General features: G+C 57.9%; 11 protein-coding genes. 10 read left to right on the top strand and 1 reads right to left on the bottom strand.

Going from position 1 to position 16,953, the window contains the following annotated elements; genetic code table 11:
* The first annotated feature begins 102 nt into the window (after positions 1–102).
* The 10 genes from nuoG (at position 103) to ACZZ0G_RS00735 (ending at position 11,198) form a co-directional block, all read left to right on the top strand.
* Positions 103–2,817, top strand: coding sequence for an NADH-quinone oxidoreductase subunit NuoG (gene nuoG / locus ACZZ0G_RS00690; protein WP_463554944.1), 2,715 nt, complete (start codon positions 103–105; stop codon positions 2,815–2,817).
* Complete coding sequence (gene nuoH / locus ACZZ0G_RS00695) at positions 2,814–3,821, top strand: NADH-quinone oxidoreductase subunit NuoH (RefSeq protein WP_007920179.1); 1,008 nt, start codon at positions 2,814–2,816, stop codon at positions 3,819–3,821. The genes nuoG and nuoH overlap by 4 nt, the downstream gene beginning before the upstream one ends.
* Before the next feature lie 11 nt (positions 3,822–3,832).
* Positions 3,833–4,381 (top strand): NADH-quinone oxidoreductase subunit NuoI, encoded by a 549-nt coding sequence (nuoI, locus tag ACZZ0G_RS00700; RefSeq protein WP_016987418.1) that lies wholly within the window; start codon positions 3,833–3,835, stop codon positions 4,379–4,381.
* A 9-nt stretch (positions 4,382–4,390) separates the two neighbouring features.
* The gene (gene nuoJ, locus ACZZ0G_RS00705; RefSeq protein ID WP_007920176.1) at positions 4,391–4,891 is read left to right on the top strand and encodes an NADH-quinone oxidoreductase subunit J; all 501 of its coding nucleotides are present in this window, start codon (positions 4,391–4,393) and stop codon (positions 4,889–4,891) included.
* A 3-nt stretch (positions 4,892–4,894) separates the two neighbouring features.
* Positions 4,895–5,203, top strand: coding sequence for an NADH-quinone oxidoreductase subunit NuoK (gene nuoK, locus ACZZ0G_RS00710; RefSeq protein WP_003223790.1), 309 nt, complete (start codon positions 4,895–4,897; stop codon positions 5,201–5,203).
* Positions 5,200–7,053 carry an NADH-quinone oxidoreductase subunit L gene (gene nuoL / locus ACZZ0G_RS00715; protein WP_007920175.1) on the top strand — a complete coding sequence of 618 codons (1,854 nt, stop codon included), beginning with the start codon at positions 5,200–5,202 and terminating at the stop codon, positions 7,051–7,053. Before nuoK ends, nuoL begins: the two co-directional genes overlap by 4 nt.
* A gap of 39 nt (positions 7,054–7,092) precedes the next feature.
* On the top strand, positions 7,093–8,625 hold the full coding sequence (gene nuoM / locus ACZZ0G_RS00720) for an NADH-quinone oxidoreductase subunit M (RefSeq protein WP_064117787.1): 1,533 nt from the start codon (positions 7,093–7,095) through the stop codon (positions 8,623–8,625).
* A 7-nt stretch (positions 8,626–8,632) separates the two neighbouring features.
* On the top strand, positions 8,633–10,096 hold the full coding sequence (gene nuoN / locus ACZZ0G_RS00725) for an NADH-quinone oxidoreductase subunit NuoN (RefSeq protein WP_007920173.1): 1,464 nt from the start codon (positions 8,633–8,635) through the stop codon (positions 10,094–10,096).
* Between the two features lie 447 nt (positions 10,097–10,543).
* The gene (locus ACZZ0G_RS00730) at positions 10,544–10,894 is read left to right on the top strand and encodes a toxin (RefSeq protein ID WP_463554945.1); all 351 of its coding nucleotides are present in this window, start codon (positions 10,544–10,546) and stop codon (positions 10,892–10,894) included.
* The gene (locus ACZZ0G_RS00735; protein WP_126364511.1) at positions 10,884–11,198 is read left to right on the top strand and encodes a helix-turn-helix domain-containing protein; all 315 of its coding nucleotides are present in this window, start codon (positions 10,884–10,886) and stop codon (positions 11,196–11,198) included. Before ACZZ0G_RS00730 ends, ACZZ0G_RS00735 begins: the two co-directional genes overlap by 11 nt.
* A gap of 86 nt (positions 11,199–11,284) precedes the next feature.
* Here ACZZ0G_RS00735 and ACZZ0G_RS00740 read toward each other — a convergent pair whose 3' ends face one another.
* Complete coding sequence (locus tag ACZZ0G_RS00740) at positions 11,285–16,513, bottom strand: hypothetical protein (protein WP_463554946.1); 5,229 nt, start codon at positions 16,511–16,513, stop codon at positions 11,285–11,287.
* Between the last annotated feature and the right edge of the window lie 440 nt (positions 16,514–16,953).

Here is a 16,953-nt window from a genome sequence, read left to right on the forward strand (position 1 = left end):
CTTTCGTCCGATGACGCCTTTCGGGGCTGACTGGATTCGGACGGATAACAAGATTCCATTAGCCACGCCCGCTGACACCGGGCCAACGAAGACCTTTGAACCATGGCCACTATCCACGTAGACGGCAAAGCGCTCGAAGTCGACGGGGCAGACAACCTGTTACAGGCATGTCTGTCGCTGGGCCTCGACATTCCATATTTCTGCTGGCACCCCGCGCTCGGTAGCGTCGGGGCTTGCCGCCAGTGCGCGGTCAAGCAGTACACCGACGAGAACGACACCCGTGGTCGCATCGTCATGTCCTGCATGACCCCTGCCACCGACAACACCTGGATCTCTATCGAAGATGAAGAATCCAAGGCGTTCCGCGCCAGTGTTGTTGAATGGCTGATGACCAACCACCCGCACGACTGCCCTGTGTGCGAAGAAGGCGGTCATTGCCACCTGCAAGACATGACAGTGATGACCGGCCACAACGAGCGCCGTTATCGCTTCACCAAACGCACCCACCAGAACCAGCAACTGGGCCCGTTCATTTCCCACGAAATGAACCGCTGCATCGCTTGCTACCGCTGCGTGCGTTTCTACAAGGATTACGCCGGCGGCACCGACCTCGGTGTATTCGGCGCCCACGACAACGTGTACTTCGGTCGCGTTGAAGACGGCACCCTCGAAAGCGAGTTCTCCGGCAACCTCACCGAGGTCTGCCCGACCGGTGTGTTCACCGACAAGACGCACTCCGAGCGTTACAACCGTAAATGGGACATGCAGTTCGCGCCGAGCATCTGCCATGGCTGCTCGAGCGGTTGCAACATCTCCCCCGGCGAGCGCTACGGCGAACTGCGTCGCATCGAAAACCGTTTCAACGGTTCGGTGAACCAGTACTTCCTGTGCGACCGTGGCCGTTTCGGTTATGGCTACGTCAACCGCACCGACCGTCCACGCCAGCCACTGCTGGCCGACGGCACCAAGCTGGGCCTCGACGCGGCACTGGATAAAGCCGCTGACCTGCTGCGCGGTCGCAACATTGTTGGTATCGGTTCGCCGCGCGCCAGCCTTGAAAGCAACTACGCGTTGCGCGAACTGGTCGGCGCCGAGCACTTCTACTCGGGTATCGAAGCCTCCGAACTGGAGCGCATCCGTCTGGTCCTGCAAGTGCTGAAAGACAGCCCGCTGCCAGTGCCGAACATGCGCGACATCGAAGACCACGACGCCATTTTCGTCCTCGGTGAAGACCTGACCCAGACCGCCGCCCGTGTGGCGCTGTCGCTGCGTCAATCGGTCAAAGGCAAAGCTGAAGACATGGCCGAAGCCATGCGCGTTCAGCCTTGGCTCGACGCTGCGGTGAAGAACATCGGTCAGCACGCGCTGAACCCGCTGTTCATCGCCAGCCTCGCTGAAACCAAGCTCGACGACATCGCTGAAGAATGCGTACACGCCGCTCCAGACGATCTGGCGCGCATCGGTTTCGCCGTTGCCCACGCATTGGATGCCAGCGCTCCGGCCGTTGAAGGTCTGGACGCTGAAGCACTGGAACTGGCTCAGCGCATTGCTGATGCCCTGCTCGCGGCCAAACGTCCGCTGATCATCGCCGGTACTTCGCTGGGTTCCAAAGCCTTGATCGAAGCCGCCGCGAACATCGCCAAAGCCCTGAAGCTGCGCGAGAAGAACGGTTCGATCAGCCTGATCGTGCCGGAAGCCAACAGCCTCGGCCTGGCCATGCTCGGTGGCGAGTCTGTTGATGCTGCGCTGCAAGCCGTCATCGACGGTAAGGCTGACGCGATCGTTGTGCTGGAAAACGATCTGTACACCCGCACCGCCAAAGAGAAAGTCGATGCTGCACTGAGCGCTGCGCAAGTAGTGATCGTTGCCGACCATCAGAAAACCGCTACCAGCGACCGCGCGCACCTGGTGCTGCCAGCCGCAAGCTTTGCTGAAGGCGACGGTACGCTGGTCAGCCAGGAAGGTCGCGCCCAGCGCTTCTTCCAGGTTTTCGACCCGCAATACATGGACGCAAGCATCCTGGTTCACGAAGGCTGGCGCTGGCTGCACGCCCTGCGCGCGACCCTGCTGAACCAGCCGATCGACTGGACGCAACTCGACCACGTCACCGCTGCCGTTGCTTCGAGCACCGATCAGTTGGCCCGTATCGTCGACGCTGCACCGTCCGCCGCGTTCCGCATCAAGGGTCTGAAACTGGCGCGTGAGCCGCTGCGTTATTCCGGTCGCACCGCGATGCGCGCCGACATCAGCGTTCACGAACCGCGCACCCCGCAAGACAAAGACACCGCGTTTGCCTTCTCCATGGAAGGTTACTCGGGCTCTGCCGAACCGCGTCAGCAAGTACCATTTGCATGGTCGCCGGGCTGGAACTCGCCGCAAGCGTGGAACAAGTTCCAGGACGAAGTCGGTGGTCACATCCGCGCTGGCGACCCGGGCACCCGCCTGATCGAAAGTACTGGTGATTCGCTGAACTGGTTCGCGGCTGCACCGCGCGCATTCAACCCGGCGCCGGGCACCTGGCAAGCCGTGCCGTTCTTCCACCTGTTCGGCAGCGAAGAAAACTCTTCGAAAGCCGCACCGGTTCAAGAACGCATTCCGGCGGCTTACGTGGCTCTGGCCAAGTCGGAAGCGGATCGTCTGGGCGTCAACGACGGTGCTCTGCTGAGCCTGAACGTGGCCGGTCAGACCCTGCGTCTGCCGCTGCGCATCAATGAAGAACTGGGCGCCGGTCTGGTGGCATTGCCTGCGGGCATCGCCGGCATTCCACCGGCCTTCGCCGGCGTATCCGTCGACGGTCTGCAGGAGGCAGCGCAATGACCTGGTTCACCCCTGAAGTGATCGATGTGATCCTCTCGGTCGTCAAAGCCATCGTGATTCTGCTGGCCGTGGTGGTCGCGGGCGCGTTGCTCAGCTTTGTCGAACGTCGCCTGCTGGGCTGGTGGCAGGACCGTTACGGTCCGAACCGCGTTGGCCCGTTCGGTATGTTCCAGATCGCCGCCGACATGCTGAAGATGTTCTTCAAGGAAGACTGGACCCCGCCGTTTGCCGATAAAGTGATTTTCACTTTGGCTCCGGTGGTGGCGATGTCGGCCTTGCTGATCGCGTTTGCGATCATCCCGATCACCCCGACCTGGGGCGTCGCGGATCTGAACATCGGCCTGCTGTTCTTCTTCGCCATGGCCGGTCTGTCGGTCTACGCGGTGTTGTTCGCCGGTTGGTCGAGTAACAACAAGTTCGCCCTGCTCGGCAGCTTGCGTGCGTCGGCGCAGACCGTGTCCTACGAAGTGTTCATGGGCCTGGCCCTGATGGGCATCGTGGTCCAGGTCGGCTCGTTCAACATGCGCGACATCGTCGAGTACCAAGCGCAGAACCTGTGGTTCATCATTCCGCAGTTCTTCGGCTTCTGTACCTTCTTCATCGCTGGCGTCGCCGTGACTCACCGTCACCCGTTCGACCAGCCGGAAGCGGAACAGGAACTGGCCGACGGTTACCACATTGAATACGCCGGTATGAAATGGGGCATGTTCTTCGTCGGTGAATACATCGGCATCATCCTGATCTCGGCGCTGTTGGTCACCCTGTTCTTCGGTGGCTGGCACGGTCCGTTCGGCATCTTGCCGCAACTGGCGTTCGTCTGGTTCGCACTGAAGACCGCGTTCTTCATCATGCTGTTCATCCTGCTGCGCGCTTCCATTCCGCGTCCGCGTTATGACCAGGTGATGGATTTCAGCTGGAAATTCTGCCTGCCACTGACCCTGATCAATTTGCTGGTGACCGCTGCGGTCGTGTTGTGGAACACGCCTGCAGTCGCGGTTCAGTGAGGATTTGACCCATGTTCAAATATATTGGCGACATCGTTAAGGGTACCGGTACCCAGTTGCGCAGCCTGGTCATGGTCTTCGGCCATGGCTTCCGCAAGCGCGACACCCTGCAATACCCGGAAGAAGCGGTCTACCTGCCACCCCGCTACCGTGGTCGCATCGTCCTGACCCGCGACCCCGATGGCGAAGAGCGTTGCGTTGCCTGCAACCTGTGCGCCGTGGCTTGCCCGGTGGGTTGCATCTCGCTGCAGAAAGCTGAAACCGAAGACGGTCGCTGGTACCCGGACTTCTTCCGTATCAACTTCTCGCGCTGCATTTTCTGCGGTCTCTGCGAGGAAGCCTGTCCGACCACCGCAATCCAGCTGACACCGGATTTCGAGATGGCCGAGTTCAAACGTCAGGACCTGGTGTACGAGAAAGAAGATCTATTGATCTCCGGCCCCGGCAAAAACCCTGATTACAACTTCTATCGTGTTGCAGGTATGGCAATCGCTGGCAAGCCGAAAGGCGCCGCACAGAACGAAGCCGAACCGATCAACGTGAAGAGCTTGCTGCCTTAAGGAAGAACGATGGAATTCGCTTTCTATTTCGCATCGGGTATCGCTGTTGTGTCCACGCTTCGCGTAGTCACCAACACCAACCCTGTGCACGCCCTGCTCTACCTGATCATCTCGTTGATCGCCGTGGCCATGACCTTCTTCGCACTCGGCGCACCGTTCGCCGGCGTGCTGGAAGTGATCGCCTACGCCGGCGCCATCATGGTGCTGTTCGTGTTCGTGGTGATGATGCTCAACCTCGGCCCGGCCTCGGTTCAGCAAGAACGCGTCTGGCTCAAGCCCGGCATCTGGGCCGGCCCGGTGATTCTCGCCGCGCTGCTGCTGGCCGAACTGCTGTATGTGCTGTTCGCTCACCAGAGCGGTCAGGCCATCGGCCACACCACCGTAGACGCGAAAGCCGTGGGCATCAGCCTGTTCGGCCCGTACCTGCTGGTGGTCGAACTCGCCTCGATGCTGCTGCTTGCTGCAGCCGTCACGGCGTTCCATTTGGGCCGTAACGAGGCGAAGGAGTAAGACATGCCTGCTATCCCTCTCGAACATGGACTGGCGGTTGCCGGCATCCTGTTCTGCCTTGGTCTGGTCGGCCTGATGGTCCGCCGCAACATTTTGTTCGTGTTGATGAGTCTGGAAGTGATGATGAACGCCTCTGCACTGGCGTTCATCGTTGCAGGCGCCCGTTGGGGCCAGCCGGATGGACAGATCATGTTCATCCTGGTGATCAGCCTTGCAGCCGCCGAGGCCAGTATTGGTCTGGCGATCCTGCTGCAACTGTATCGCCGCTTCCACACGCTCGATATCGACGCTGCCAGTGAGATGCGCGGATGAACCTGATCTTTCTGACTTTCGTATTCCCTCTGATCGGTTTCCTGCTGCTGTCGTTCTCCCGTGGACGCTGGTCGGAAAATCTCTCGGCGCTGATCGGCGTGGGTTCCATTGGCTTGTCGGCGATTGTCGCCGCTTACGTCATCTGGCAATTCAACGTCGCACCTCCCGAGGGTGGTCATTACACCCTGGTGCTGTGGAAGTGGATGGCGGTCGAAGGCTTCAAGCCTGACTTCGCCCTCTACGTCGATGGCCTGTCGATCACCATGCTCGGCGTGGTCGTTGGCGTGGGTTTCCTGATCCACCTGTTCGCGTCCTGGTACATGCGCGGCGAAGCGGGTTACTCGCGCTTCTTCTCGTACACCAACCTGTTTATCGCCAGCATGCTGTTCCTCGTGCTCGGCGATAACCTGTTGTTCCTGTACTTCGGCTGGGAAGGCGTGGGCCTGTGTTCGTACCTGTTGATCGGTTTCTACTACAGCAACCGCAACAACGGTAACGCCGCACTCAAGGCCTTCATCGTGACCCGGATCGGCGACGTGTTCATGGCCATCGGCCTGTTCATCCTGTTCCAGCAAGTGGGCACGCTGAACATCCAGGAACTGCTGGTGCTGGCACCGCAGAAATTCCAGGTCGGCGACTTCTGGATCACCCTGGCAACCCTGATGCTGCTGGGTGGCGCGGTCGGTAAATCGGCACAACTGCCGCTGCAAACCTGGCTCGCGGACGCGATGGCCGGCCCGACTCCGGTTTCGGCACTGATCCACGCCGCCACCATGGTGACTGCCGGTGTTTACCTGATCGCCCGTACCCACGGTCTGTTCACCCTGGCGCCGGAAATTCTGCATCTGGTGGGCATCGTCGGTGGTGTAACTCTGGTTCTCGCAGGCTTCGCTGCACTGGTACAAACCGACATCAAACGTATCCTCGCCTACTCGACCATGAGCCAGATCGGCTACATGTTCCTGGCGCTGGGCGTTGGCGCATGGGATGGCGCGATTTTCCACCTGATGACCCACGCCTTCTTCAAGGCCCTGCTGTTCCTTGCTTCCGGTGCGGTGATCGTTGCCTGCCATCACGAGCAGAACATCTTCAAGATGGGCGGTCTGTGGAAAAAACTGCCACTGGCCTACGCCAGCTTCATCGTTGGTGGTGCTGCCCTGGCCGCTCTGCCACTGGTTACCGCAGGCTTCTACTCCAAGGACGAAATCCTTTGGGAAGCGTTCGCCAGCGGCAACCACGGTCTGCTTTACGCAGGTCTGGTCGGCGCGTTCATGACGTCGCTGTACACCTTCCGCCTGATCTTCATCACGTTCCACGGTGAAGCCAAGACCGAAGCCCACGCCGGTCACGGCATCTCGCACTGGCTGCCACTCTCGGTGCTGATCGTACTGTCGACTTTTGTCGGCGCCATGATCGTGCCACCGCTGCACGGCGTGCTGCCAGAAAGCGTTGGCCATGCCGGTGGCGAAGCCAAGCACAGTCTGGAAATCGCTTCGGGCGCCATCGCCCTGGCCGGTATCCTGCTGGCAGCGCTGCTGTTCCTCGGCAAGCGTCGCTTCGTCACGGCCATCGCCAACAGCGGCATCGGCCGTTTCCTTTCGGCCTGGTGGTTCGCTGCCTGGGGCTTCGACTGGATCTACGACAAACTGTTCGTCAAGCCTTACCTGGCGATCAGCCACGTACTGCGCAAAGACCCGCTCGACCAGACCATCGGTCTGATCCCGCGTATGGCCAAGGGTGGTCACACCGCCCTGAGCCGCACCGAGACCGGTCAACTGCGTTGGTACGCTGCTTCGATGGCTGCTGGTGCCGTGCTGGTCATTGGCGCCATCGTGCTGGTAGCGGTCTGATATGAACCTTGCGAATTTGCGAAAGGAAACGAGCCCGTCATGATTCTGCCTTGGCTAATCCTGATCCCCTTCATCGGCGGCCTGCTGTGCTGGATGGGTGAGCGCTTCGGCGCTACCCTGCCCCGCTGGATTGCGCTGTTGACCATGACCCTGGAACTCGCCCTCGGCCTCTGGCTGTGGGCCCACGGTGACTATTCATTTGCACCGGCGCCTGGCGCCGATCCGACCTGGGCGCTTGAGTTCAAGCATGTCTGGATCCAGCGCTTCGGCATCAACGTGCACCTGGCCCTCGACGGCCTGTCGCTGTTGATGATCCTGCTGACCGGTCTGCTGGGTATCCTCTCGGTACTCTGCTCGTGGAAAGAGATTCAACGTCACGTTGGCTTCTTCCACCTGAACCTGATGTGGATCCTGGGTGGCGTTGTCGGCGTGTTCCTCGCCCTCGACCTGTTCATGTTCTTCTTCTTCTGGGAAATGATGCTGGTGCCGATGTACTTCCTCATCGCGCTCTGGGGTCACAGTTCTTCGGACGGCAAGAAAACCCGGATCTACGCAGCGACCAAGTTCTTCATCTTCACTCAGGCGTCCGGCCTGATCATGCTGGTGGCGATCCTCGGTCTGGTGCTGGTCAACTTCAACAACACTGGCGTGATTACTTTCAACTACGCCGATCTGTTGAAAACCAAGATGTCGATGACCACCGAGTACATCCTGATGCTCGGCTTCTTCATCGCCTTCGCGGTCAAGCTGCCAGTCGTTCCGTTCCACTCCTGGTTGCCTGATGCTCACGCCCAGGCACCGACTGCTGGTTCCGTCGACCTCGCCGGTATCTTGCTGAAAACCGCTGCCTACGGTCTGCTGCGTTTCGCTCTGCCGCTGTTCCCGAACGCTTCGGCCGAGTTTGCGCCGATCGCCATGACCCTCGGTCTGATCGGGATCTTCTACGGTGCGTTCCTCGCGTTCGCACAAACCGACATCAAGCGTCTGATCGCCTTCTCTTCCGTTTCCCACATGGGTTTCGTGTTGATCGGCATCTACTCCGGCAGCCAACTGGCGCTGCAAGGTGCAGTGATCCAGATGCTGGCGCACGGTGTGTCGGCGGCGGCACTGTTTATCCTCAGCGGTCAGTTGTACGAGCGTCTGCACACTCGGGACATGCGTGAGATGGGCGGTCTGTGGTCGCGTATCGCTTACCTGCCGGCGATCAGCCTGTTCTTCGCTGCCGCATCCTTGGGCTTGCCGGGTACCGGTAACTTCGTGGGTGAGTTCCTGATCCTGATCGGTACTTTCGCCAGCGCTCCATGGATTACCGCGATTGCTACCTCCGGTCTGGTGTTCGGTTCGGTCTACTCGCTGATCATGATCCACCGTGCCTACTTCGGTCCGTCGAAATCGGATTCGATCCTGCACGGTATGGACGCTCGCGAACTGATCATGGTGCTGGGCCTTGCGGTGCTGCTGATTTACCTCGGCGTCTACCCGCAACCGTTCCTCGACACGTCTGCCGCCACGATGCATGGCGTACAGCAGTGGCTCGGCACCGCCTTCACTCAACTCGCTTCGGCCCGGTAAGAGCGCTATGGAATTCACGATTCAACACTTTATTGCGCTTGCGCCACTGTTGATCACCAGCCTCACCATTATCGTGGTGATGCTGGCAATCGCCTGGCGCCGCAACCACTCGCAGACCTTTCTGATCTCGGTCGCCGGTCTGAACCTGGCCCTGCTGTCGATCCTCCCAGCCCTGAAAGTCGCGCCTCTGGCCGTGACCCCGTTGCTGCAGATCGACACCTTCGCTTGCCTGTACATGGCGCTGATCCTGGTCGCCACCCTCGCCTGTGTAACCCTCGCTCATGCCTATCTGGGTGATGGCGGTTCGGGTTACCCGGGCAACCGTGAAGAACTGTACCTGCTGATCCTGATGGCCGCCGCCGGTGGTCTGGTTCTGGTCAGCGCGCAGCACCTGGCCGGTTTGTTCATCGGTCTGGAACTGCTCTCGGTACCGGTTTACGGTCTGGTGGCTTACGCCTTCTTCAACAAGCGTTCGCTGGAAGCCGGCATCAAGTACATGGTGTTGTCGGCTGCCGGTTCCGCGTTCCTGTTGTTCGGTATGGCGCTGCTGTACGCCGACTCGGGTTCGCTGAGCTTCGTCGGTATCGGTCAGGCACTGGCTGCGACTGGCCTGCCTAGCTCGCTGGCACAACTGGGCCTGGGCATGATGCTGATCGGTCTGGCGTTCAAGCTGTCGCTGGTACCGTTCCACCTGTGGACGCCGGACGTTTACGAAGGTGCTCCGGCGCCAGTGGCTGCGTTCCTCGCAACCGCTTCCAAGGTTGCAGTGTTTGCGGTGATGGTGCGTCTGTTCCAGATCTCCCCTGCTGCGAGCAGTGGCGTCCTGAGCGACGTGCTGACCGTTATCGCCATCGCCTCGATCCTGTTCGGTAACTTGCTGGCCCTGACCCAGAGCAACCTCAAGCGTCTGCTCGGTTACTCGTCCATTGCGCACTTCGGCTACCTGCTGATCGCACTGGTGGCGAGCAAGGGTCTGGCGGTGGAAGCCATCGGCGTGTACCTGGTGACTTATGTAATCACCAGCCTCGGCGCCTTCGGCGTGATCACCCTGATGTCCTCGCCGTACAACGGCCGTGACGCGGATGCCCTGTACGAATACCGCGGCCTGTTCTGGCGCCGTCCGTACCTGACCGCCGTGCTGACCGTGATGATGCTGTCGCTGGCGGGTATCCCGCTGACCGCTGGCTTCATCGGCAAGTTCTACATCATCGCTACCGGTGTGGAATCGCACCAATGGTGGCTGGTCGGCTCCTTGGTACTGGGCAGCGCCATCGGCGTGTTCTACTACCTGCGCGTGATGGTCACCCTGTACCTGATCGAGCCAAACCTGCGTCGCCACGACGCCCAGCTGCACTGGGAACAGAAGGCAGGCGGCGTGATGCTGCTGGCCATCGCCCTGGTCGCATTCTTCCTGGGTGTGTACCCGCAGCCATTGCTGACCCTGGTTCAGCAGGCGGGTCTGGCGGGCTGATTACTCGGCTGGCTAGAAATGAAAACGGCACCTTCGGGTGCCGTTTTTGTTTTTGTGGGATTCAAAATCTCGAGCGCTTGCGCTGGCCTCATCGCGGGCAAGCCCGGCTCCCACAGGTTTCGATGGTGTTCACAAAGTCTGTACCCACCCTGGACCACTGTGGGAGCGAGCCTGCTCGCGAAGGCGTTGTGACATTCAACCTCTTCTTAGCCTGACACCCCGCTGCTGTCGCCATTCGGCGCTGGACACTGCTGCGGGATTGTTCCGACACGACAGCGGCGAAGCCTCTTCATAGATCAATCGAACGTTCTCACCACACGCGGCGATTCGTCCTACAGGTGTTTTTACGAGCGGCGTCTACCGCTGAAAAGGGACGAAAAGCAAGGCCAGGAGGCCTTGACCGATTCGATGCTCGAGACAACACTATACGTAGATAACGTACAGAACATGGATGCTCGATTTATCGAATTGCCTGTGTTTCAGAAGCACCGGGACGACTATCTGGATGACGATCTGTTTCGCAGCTTTCAACTGGAGTTGCTGAAAAATCCGCAAGCGGGCGATCTCATCGAGGACACAGGCGGGCTTCGTAAAATTCGCGTTGGCGACCAACGCAGAGGGAAAGGCAAGCGCAGCGGATTACGAGTGATTTACTACTGGTGGTCAGGCTTCGATCAGTTCTGGCTCTTTAGCGTCTACAACAAAAACGAGCAGGACGATTTGACACTTGCCCAGAAAAAACTTTTCAGAAAAACACTGGATAGAGAACTCAACGCGAGAACCCATTATGAAACGTGACATTTTCTCCGAACTGATGGATGGCCTGGACGCCTTGGCCGATGAGCGCCAGGGCAAGATCACGCTGCGCACCCATAAGGTTCAGTTACCCAAACTGGTGCCGATCACCGCTGAAGAAGTGGTCGCCATCCGTCAACAGCTCAATCTCTCTCGCTCGGTGTTTGCGATGTATCTGCGCACCAACACCCGCACCCTCGAAAACTGGGAACAGGGTCGTGCCACACCCAATGCTCAGGCAACAACGCTGATTCGTCTGGTTGAACGTTTTCCACAGACGATCGAACAATTGGCGGCTCTGAGCTGATATTCAGGATGTTTCACCTGCAAAAATGAAAACGCCTTTCCTCTGGCGAGAAAAGGCGCTGACTTCATCTGGCGCACCAACGTTTGTCAGCCATTACTACCGTCGTAGCGGTTGCGAATGGTCAAGCTTGCCGATTCGCCATCGTAGTAATTGATATATCTCCAGCCATTGGAATCAGTCAGGCTTTCCACCGTTGGCTTGCCAGTCACCGCGACAGTCACCGGTACCCTCCCCGCAGGTTGTCCCGTAAAGGTGGAAGTCGCGCGAATGCCATACCTCCAGTAAGACGCCGAGCCTCCCATTTCCTGAGGGCCGAACTTTTCAGATATGTTGACCTTGTTATGCCCTAGAGACATCGGCAGCTCCAATGAATTGAAATCCCGGGCCGGCACCTTCAACCACACCGCAAAGTTACCAGCCTGGGCGCTGTCGACGCAGTTCAATGACCAGCTCACACCGTCATCGCCAAGTGTCTGCGGGGTGGTCGGACTCACGGTAACGCCAAGTTCAGCCGCTTGCGCACTCAACTCCAGCACCACGTCGTGGCCAAGCAAGAAGCTGTGATCCTGAGGTCGCACGGTTACGGTATGTTTCGCCCCAAGACAAGGGAACGCCGGGCCGCCGCCAAACAGCTGTGGGAATGTATCGAGATCAACCTTAACAGCCTCAGCCAAATCCCCCGCTTCCACGTGCGCTGGCAATTGCCAGTCGGACATCACCGGACTGCTCAGGCTCAAACCGAAAACTCCGCTAGTGCTCTCCCCAGCAAAAACAGACCAATGCACCGATACTCCTTCTTTTATGACCTGTGGCGTTCCCAGATCTGGAATGAAGGTCAAGCCACGTTCCTCCGCGCCCCAGAAATTTTGCAAGGTGATTGTGGAGTCGATCAGAACACTGCCGTCGTTGACCTTGAGTTCCAGCTTGTAAGGAAAGCTTTTTCTCAACAGCAAAAGATCGCTCACGGCCAGATCAACTCGCTGGCCATCCAGATAGAGCTCGGCTTCCTTCGCCCATTCATCCTGCTGAACAGCGTTCACCTCGTAAGTTTCAGTCATGACGACACCCTCGTTGGCTTGGGTGATATCCGCCAGGATCTCACGCTTGCCGACTGTTTCCGGGGTATAGGCATATTGCGTCCAGCCCTTGAAGTCGGTCGTGGTTTCCGTCACGGGCTCCAACTCACCTTTGAGGCGCCACTGCACTTTGACACCTTCGACCGCCACCCCGGTATCAGATGAGATGACCTGAACACGCAACACTACGCTCTGCCCCGTACCGACTACCGGGGTGCCAAGTACCGGAATGGCGTCACCGATTCCGTACAGTGACTCGACCACGTGGAAACGGTGAGGTTGAGTCCACTCGGAACAGTCTCCGTCGGCAACCTGCTGCGCCTGAATGTCGTAAGTATCAACATCCCACTCATCCTCGGCGCTCCAGCGCCAATTGGTAGAGCCGTCGATAAAGGCAAACGGGAGCTCGGGTTCTGCCACATGGCGCAGCACGATCTGCCCACCGGTTTCACCGCCGCCCTGAATTCTGGGACGGCGTGATGCATTGCCATTCGCTCCCGGCACTCGAATAACCGGTGTTGCTGGTGGTGCGTGTACCGTGAACGCATGAGGTGTGCTCCAAGCGGAATCCAGGCCATTGCTTGCCTGCTTGGCTTGAAGTTCGATGCGGCCAGGCACTAAAGGATTCACCACTGTGAACTCCAGAATGCCATCGGCATCTGCTGCGTCCTCGCACAACGTATCACCACCGACAAGGCGGACGGTGTGCAGAGCACCGGGCAGACCGACGACCTCAATGGTGGGGTATCTCGAGGTTCCGGCGCCCCTCTGCGGTTGTTGAAACCGGGGGGGATCGGGCCTGTCTGGTACCTCGACGGTGAAGGTACACATGTCGCTGGGGTCGGAGTCCACGCCGTTTACCGTCTGCACGACCTTGACCGTGTTTTCTCCAGGCAACCATTCTGCTGCCGGGGTGAAGGTACGTTCCGCTCCACTGCCGGTGAAATCTCCAGCTATCGGACCATCGTTGTCGGTGAGCATTTTCAGGGTGACCGCACCGGATGCCACGCCGGTAATGTTCAGCGGCTGTTTCAGCTCGACCGGGACGGGCGGCGGAACAATGGCCGGTTTGGGAGGCTTGATGTAGAACTCAAGTACATCGGTGACGTCGGACGTTTCCCCGTTCAGGCTTTGTTGCGCTTTGATGAGTTGTTGCCCGGGCTGCCAGGGGAATTCGAAAAACCATGTGGTTGCGTCGTAGGTCACGGTGCCCTGTACAGGTTCGCCAGTCTCGTCTTGCACGGAGACTGTCGCCCCGGCCATGCATGTTCCTTCCACCTTGACATCGGCCAGATGACTGGTTTGCGGTAAAGGGTGGGTGATCGCCGGCTTGGGTAGTTTCGCTACCACCACAACGGTAACCAGATCGCTTGGATCGGATAACACATCATCCACGGCCTGTACTGCCTTGACCTTGGTGGTTCCTGACCAGTCCATGGCTGGTATGAAGGTGCGAAATTCGTCAGTACCGTCGAAATAGCCCGGCACCGTTTCGCCGTCCTCGGTGAACATTTGCAGGGTGACGTCACCGGCCACTACACGGGTAATGGTCAGTTGCTGTTTCGAAGAGGCCGGGTTCACTGGCGGTCGGATGACCGGTTTGTAGGGGCGCATCACAACGCAAACCAGATCACTTGGCTCCGAATTCACATTGCTCACAGTTTGCACGACCTTGACCGAACTCCTGCCGGGTGCCCACCCAGGCAATGGCGTGAAGGTGGCGATATTACCGATTGAGCTGAATTCGCCACTCACGCGGGTGCCTGCTTCCGTGAACATTCTCAAGGTGACAATGTCGCGTGCAACATCCCTGATGGTCAGCACCTGTTTCGATGCTACCGGGATGGGTGGTTGTTCTATCACCGGTTTTTGGGGGGGCGCGTACACGGTAACCAGCATGCTTGGGAACGAGGTTGCACCATCGAGGGTCTGCACCACTTTGACATTCTGGGTGCCTATCCATTCCTTAGCCGGTGTGAAGGTACGAGACGCATCGACACCAGTAAAATCACCTTCAACCGCCGCGCCGTCCTCGGTAAACATTTGCAAGGTGACCGCACCGGGGACGACGCCGGTAATGTTCAGACGCTGTCTCGGCACCGCCGGTTTCGGTGGCTGGTCGATTTCCGGCTGGGGGGGCTGCACCCAAAAGGTAACCACCCTGCTTGGATCGGATGGCACGCCATCCACGGTCTGCACGGCCATGACCGCACTCTTGCCCGCTGGCCACGGCGGCGACGGTCTGAACTTGCGGGGGGTTCCGGTGCTGAATTCGCCAGTCACCGTTGCGCCTGCCTCCGTCAATATTTGGCATGGGCCAGTGGCGGTTGAAGCGTTCACTAGGATCAGCTCGTATCTATCGCTCACAGGGCTGGATGGCTCAGCAATCGATAGTTTGGGGGGGGGCACCGCAACGGTAACCAGATTGCTCGTATTGCCGACGGTTCCCACGGTCTGCACGACCTTGACCGTGGTCCTTCCCACCTTCCAGGCCGCCGCTGGGGTGAAGTAGCGGACGGGGCTGCTGTCCGTGAAGGAGCCTTCAACCCGTTCGCCTCCCTGCGTAAACATTCGCAAGTCGTTATTGGTGGATGAGGCGTAACTGATGGCCAGTACCTCTTTCTCTGCTGCCGGGTCAAGTGGCGGAGCAATGAACAGTTTCACCACAATGGACACCAGCTCGCTTGGCCTGGAGGCTACACGGTCTACGGTCTGTACGATCTTGACTTGAGTGGACACAGACCACTCTTGCGCGGGAGTAAAGGTACGGGACGTCCCGCTGCCCGTAAATTCGCCAGACACCCTTGCGTCAACTTCGTTGAACATTTCCAGCAAGGTAGCATCGGGGGAAACGGATTTGATGCTCAACGTCTGCCTGGCTGCGATCGGAACGGAGGGAGGCTCGATGATAGGACTGGAGGGGCGAACATTGACAAATGCCCCTCTGCTTGAATCAGACGCGACACCACCCACGGTCTGCACGGCCTTGACCTTCGTGGAGCCCACGACCCATTCTCCCGACGGTGTGAAAGTGCGGGTGGACCCATTGAAGCTGCCAGCAACCGGTACGTCTGTTTCAGTGAACATTTGCAGAGTGGCATTCTCAGGCCAGACACCCTTGATCTTGAGAACCTGTTTCACTGTGGCGTACTCGGGAGGCAATTCGATCTCCGGTGTAGGCGGTTTTACGCTGACGATTTTGACATCTGACCAGGCAGAGCTCTGTTCGCTGACCGGTCCGACCTGCTTCGCAGTGATCAAGTGTTTACCAGGAGGCCACGCTTCACCGCTGATAACCACCCACTTGCCATCCGGCCGAACAGTCGTGGTTAACTGAATACCCTTGCCCTTGTCTTCAAGCCAGATCTCAAGTCTGGCGTCCTTGAGTCCTCCCCCGCCGCTCACGCTGATTTTACGGTTCGAGTAAACGCTTGCGTCGATAATTTGCGGCGCGAACAGGACCGCAAAACGGGTATAGACCGCCCAGCGAGAGGGAACATCCTCATAGATCTGCGACGCCGTCATTGAAAAGCCCTCGGTCATCGACAGAGGCTTCGTCAGGGGCGCCGTCCACTCGGCATCGCTCCCCACTGTTGCAGTTCCGATTACCCGCTCACGCTGATCATACTCATACAGGTTGACCTGGGCGCCTGGATAACCTATCCCACTGATTTGCGGTAGCGGCGTATGTACAACCTGAGGGTTTGTAATCATGGGTGGTCTGAAGTCAACTTCGAATCTAATAATTACCGAGAGAGATTTCGACTTATCCTTACTAAACCCATGATCATACGTAAACTTGAATTTCACATTTGCCGAGCGCTTGTTACCTGTTATAGAACCTCCACCACTGATGTTATGCCACTGACCATCCTGGATCGCATTATCGTTGGTTAGTTCCCTTTCCGACCAATCCCCTGCCGAACTAAAACCCAAATAGACATTACCCTTGCTCCTGCCATTATCGGTTGCGGCATAACGCTTTGCCTGACAAGAAAACAAAGTACCAGAAGGATTCCAGGAATATTCGACTAAAAGTTCTGCCGCCCATGGTATGAATACATCCGGATACTCAACATGCAGTATTACTGTTGAAAACGGTTTGACATCATTTACTTCAACGCCGCCCCCCTGAACGCTGCCTACCGAGTAGTCAATAATTCTTCCGCTGCCAATAGCGTACGAATTTCCCGATACTTCAACAGATCTGTCTTCTTTTTCACTATCGTCAGTTTCCATGACAGTTTCCCTGACTATTGCAGATTGAAATCAGACAAAGGCCCAACATCGATAATGTAAAATACAAATAAAAAATTTTGCATACCTATCAGGATCGCACTGAAAGTTCACATTAGTTTGTCAGGCAGATCACTTGCAACTGTCAGTTCTGACAGGTTTTAATAACCAATGGTAATAAAACAACTAAAAAAATTAAATTTTCAATATAAAAACTGGTCGAATAAACCGAGAAATACAATATGCACGACGTTAAAACCAAAAAATAATCGATCCAAAAAAAGACAAATCACCTTAAAAGCTAATTTTATATTTCGATTAGCTCTTAAAAATGACCCTCAACCTGTCAGGTCTGACAGGTTACGCCCATCTCATTTATCGTTAATTTGCTCCTATCGCGCATTGCATCAATGCCGCCCTTGGCAGGTAGGAGAATCAAAACC

The organism is Pseudomonas sp. AC169, assembly GCF_979258515.1.

Coding starts and splice junctions, on each gene's coding strand:
- nuoI (WP_016987418.1), top strand. CDS start 3,833: ATGTTCAAATATATTGGCGACATCGTTAAGGGTACCGGTACCCAGTTG.
- nuoJ (WP_007920176.1), top strand. CDS start 4,391: ATGGAATTCGCTTTCTATTTCGCATCGGGTATCGCTGTTGTGTCCACG.
- nuoH (WP_007920179.1), top strand. CDS start 2,814: ATGACCTGGTTCACCCCTGAAGTGATCGATGTGATCCTCTCGGTCGTC.
- nuoL (WP_007920175.1), top strand. CDS start 5,200: ATGAACCTGATCTTTCTGACTTTCGTATTCCCTCTGATCGGTTTCCTG.
- nuoN (WP_007920173.1), top strand. CDS start 8,633: ATGGAATTCACGATTCAACACTTTATTGCGCTTGCGCCACTGTTGATC.
- ACZZ0G_RS00730 (WP_463554945.1), top strand. CDS start 10,544: ATGGATGCTCGATTTATCGAATTGCCTGTGTTTCAGAAGCACCGGGAC.
- nuoM (WP_064117787.1), top strand. CDS start 7,093: ATGATTCTGCCTTGGCTAATCCTGATCCCCTTCATCGGCGGCCTGCTG.
- ACZZ0G_RS00735 (WP_126364511.1), top strand. CDS start 10,884: ATGAAACGTGACATTTTCTCCGAACTGATGGATGGCCTGGACGCCTTG.
- ACZZ0G_RS00740 (WP_463554946.1), bottom strand. CDS start 16,513: ATGGAAACTGACGATAGTGAAAAAGAAGACAGATCTGTTGAAGTATCG.
- nuoG (WP_463554944.1), top strand. CDS start 103: ATGGCCACTATCCACGTAGACGGCAAAGCGCTCGAAGTCGACGGGGCA.
- nuoK (WP_003223790.1), top strand. CDS start 4,895: ATGCCTGCTATCCCTCTCGAACATGGACTGGCGGTTGCCGGCATCCTG.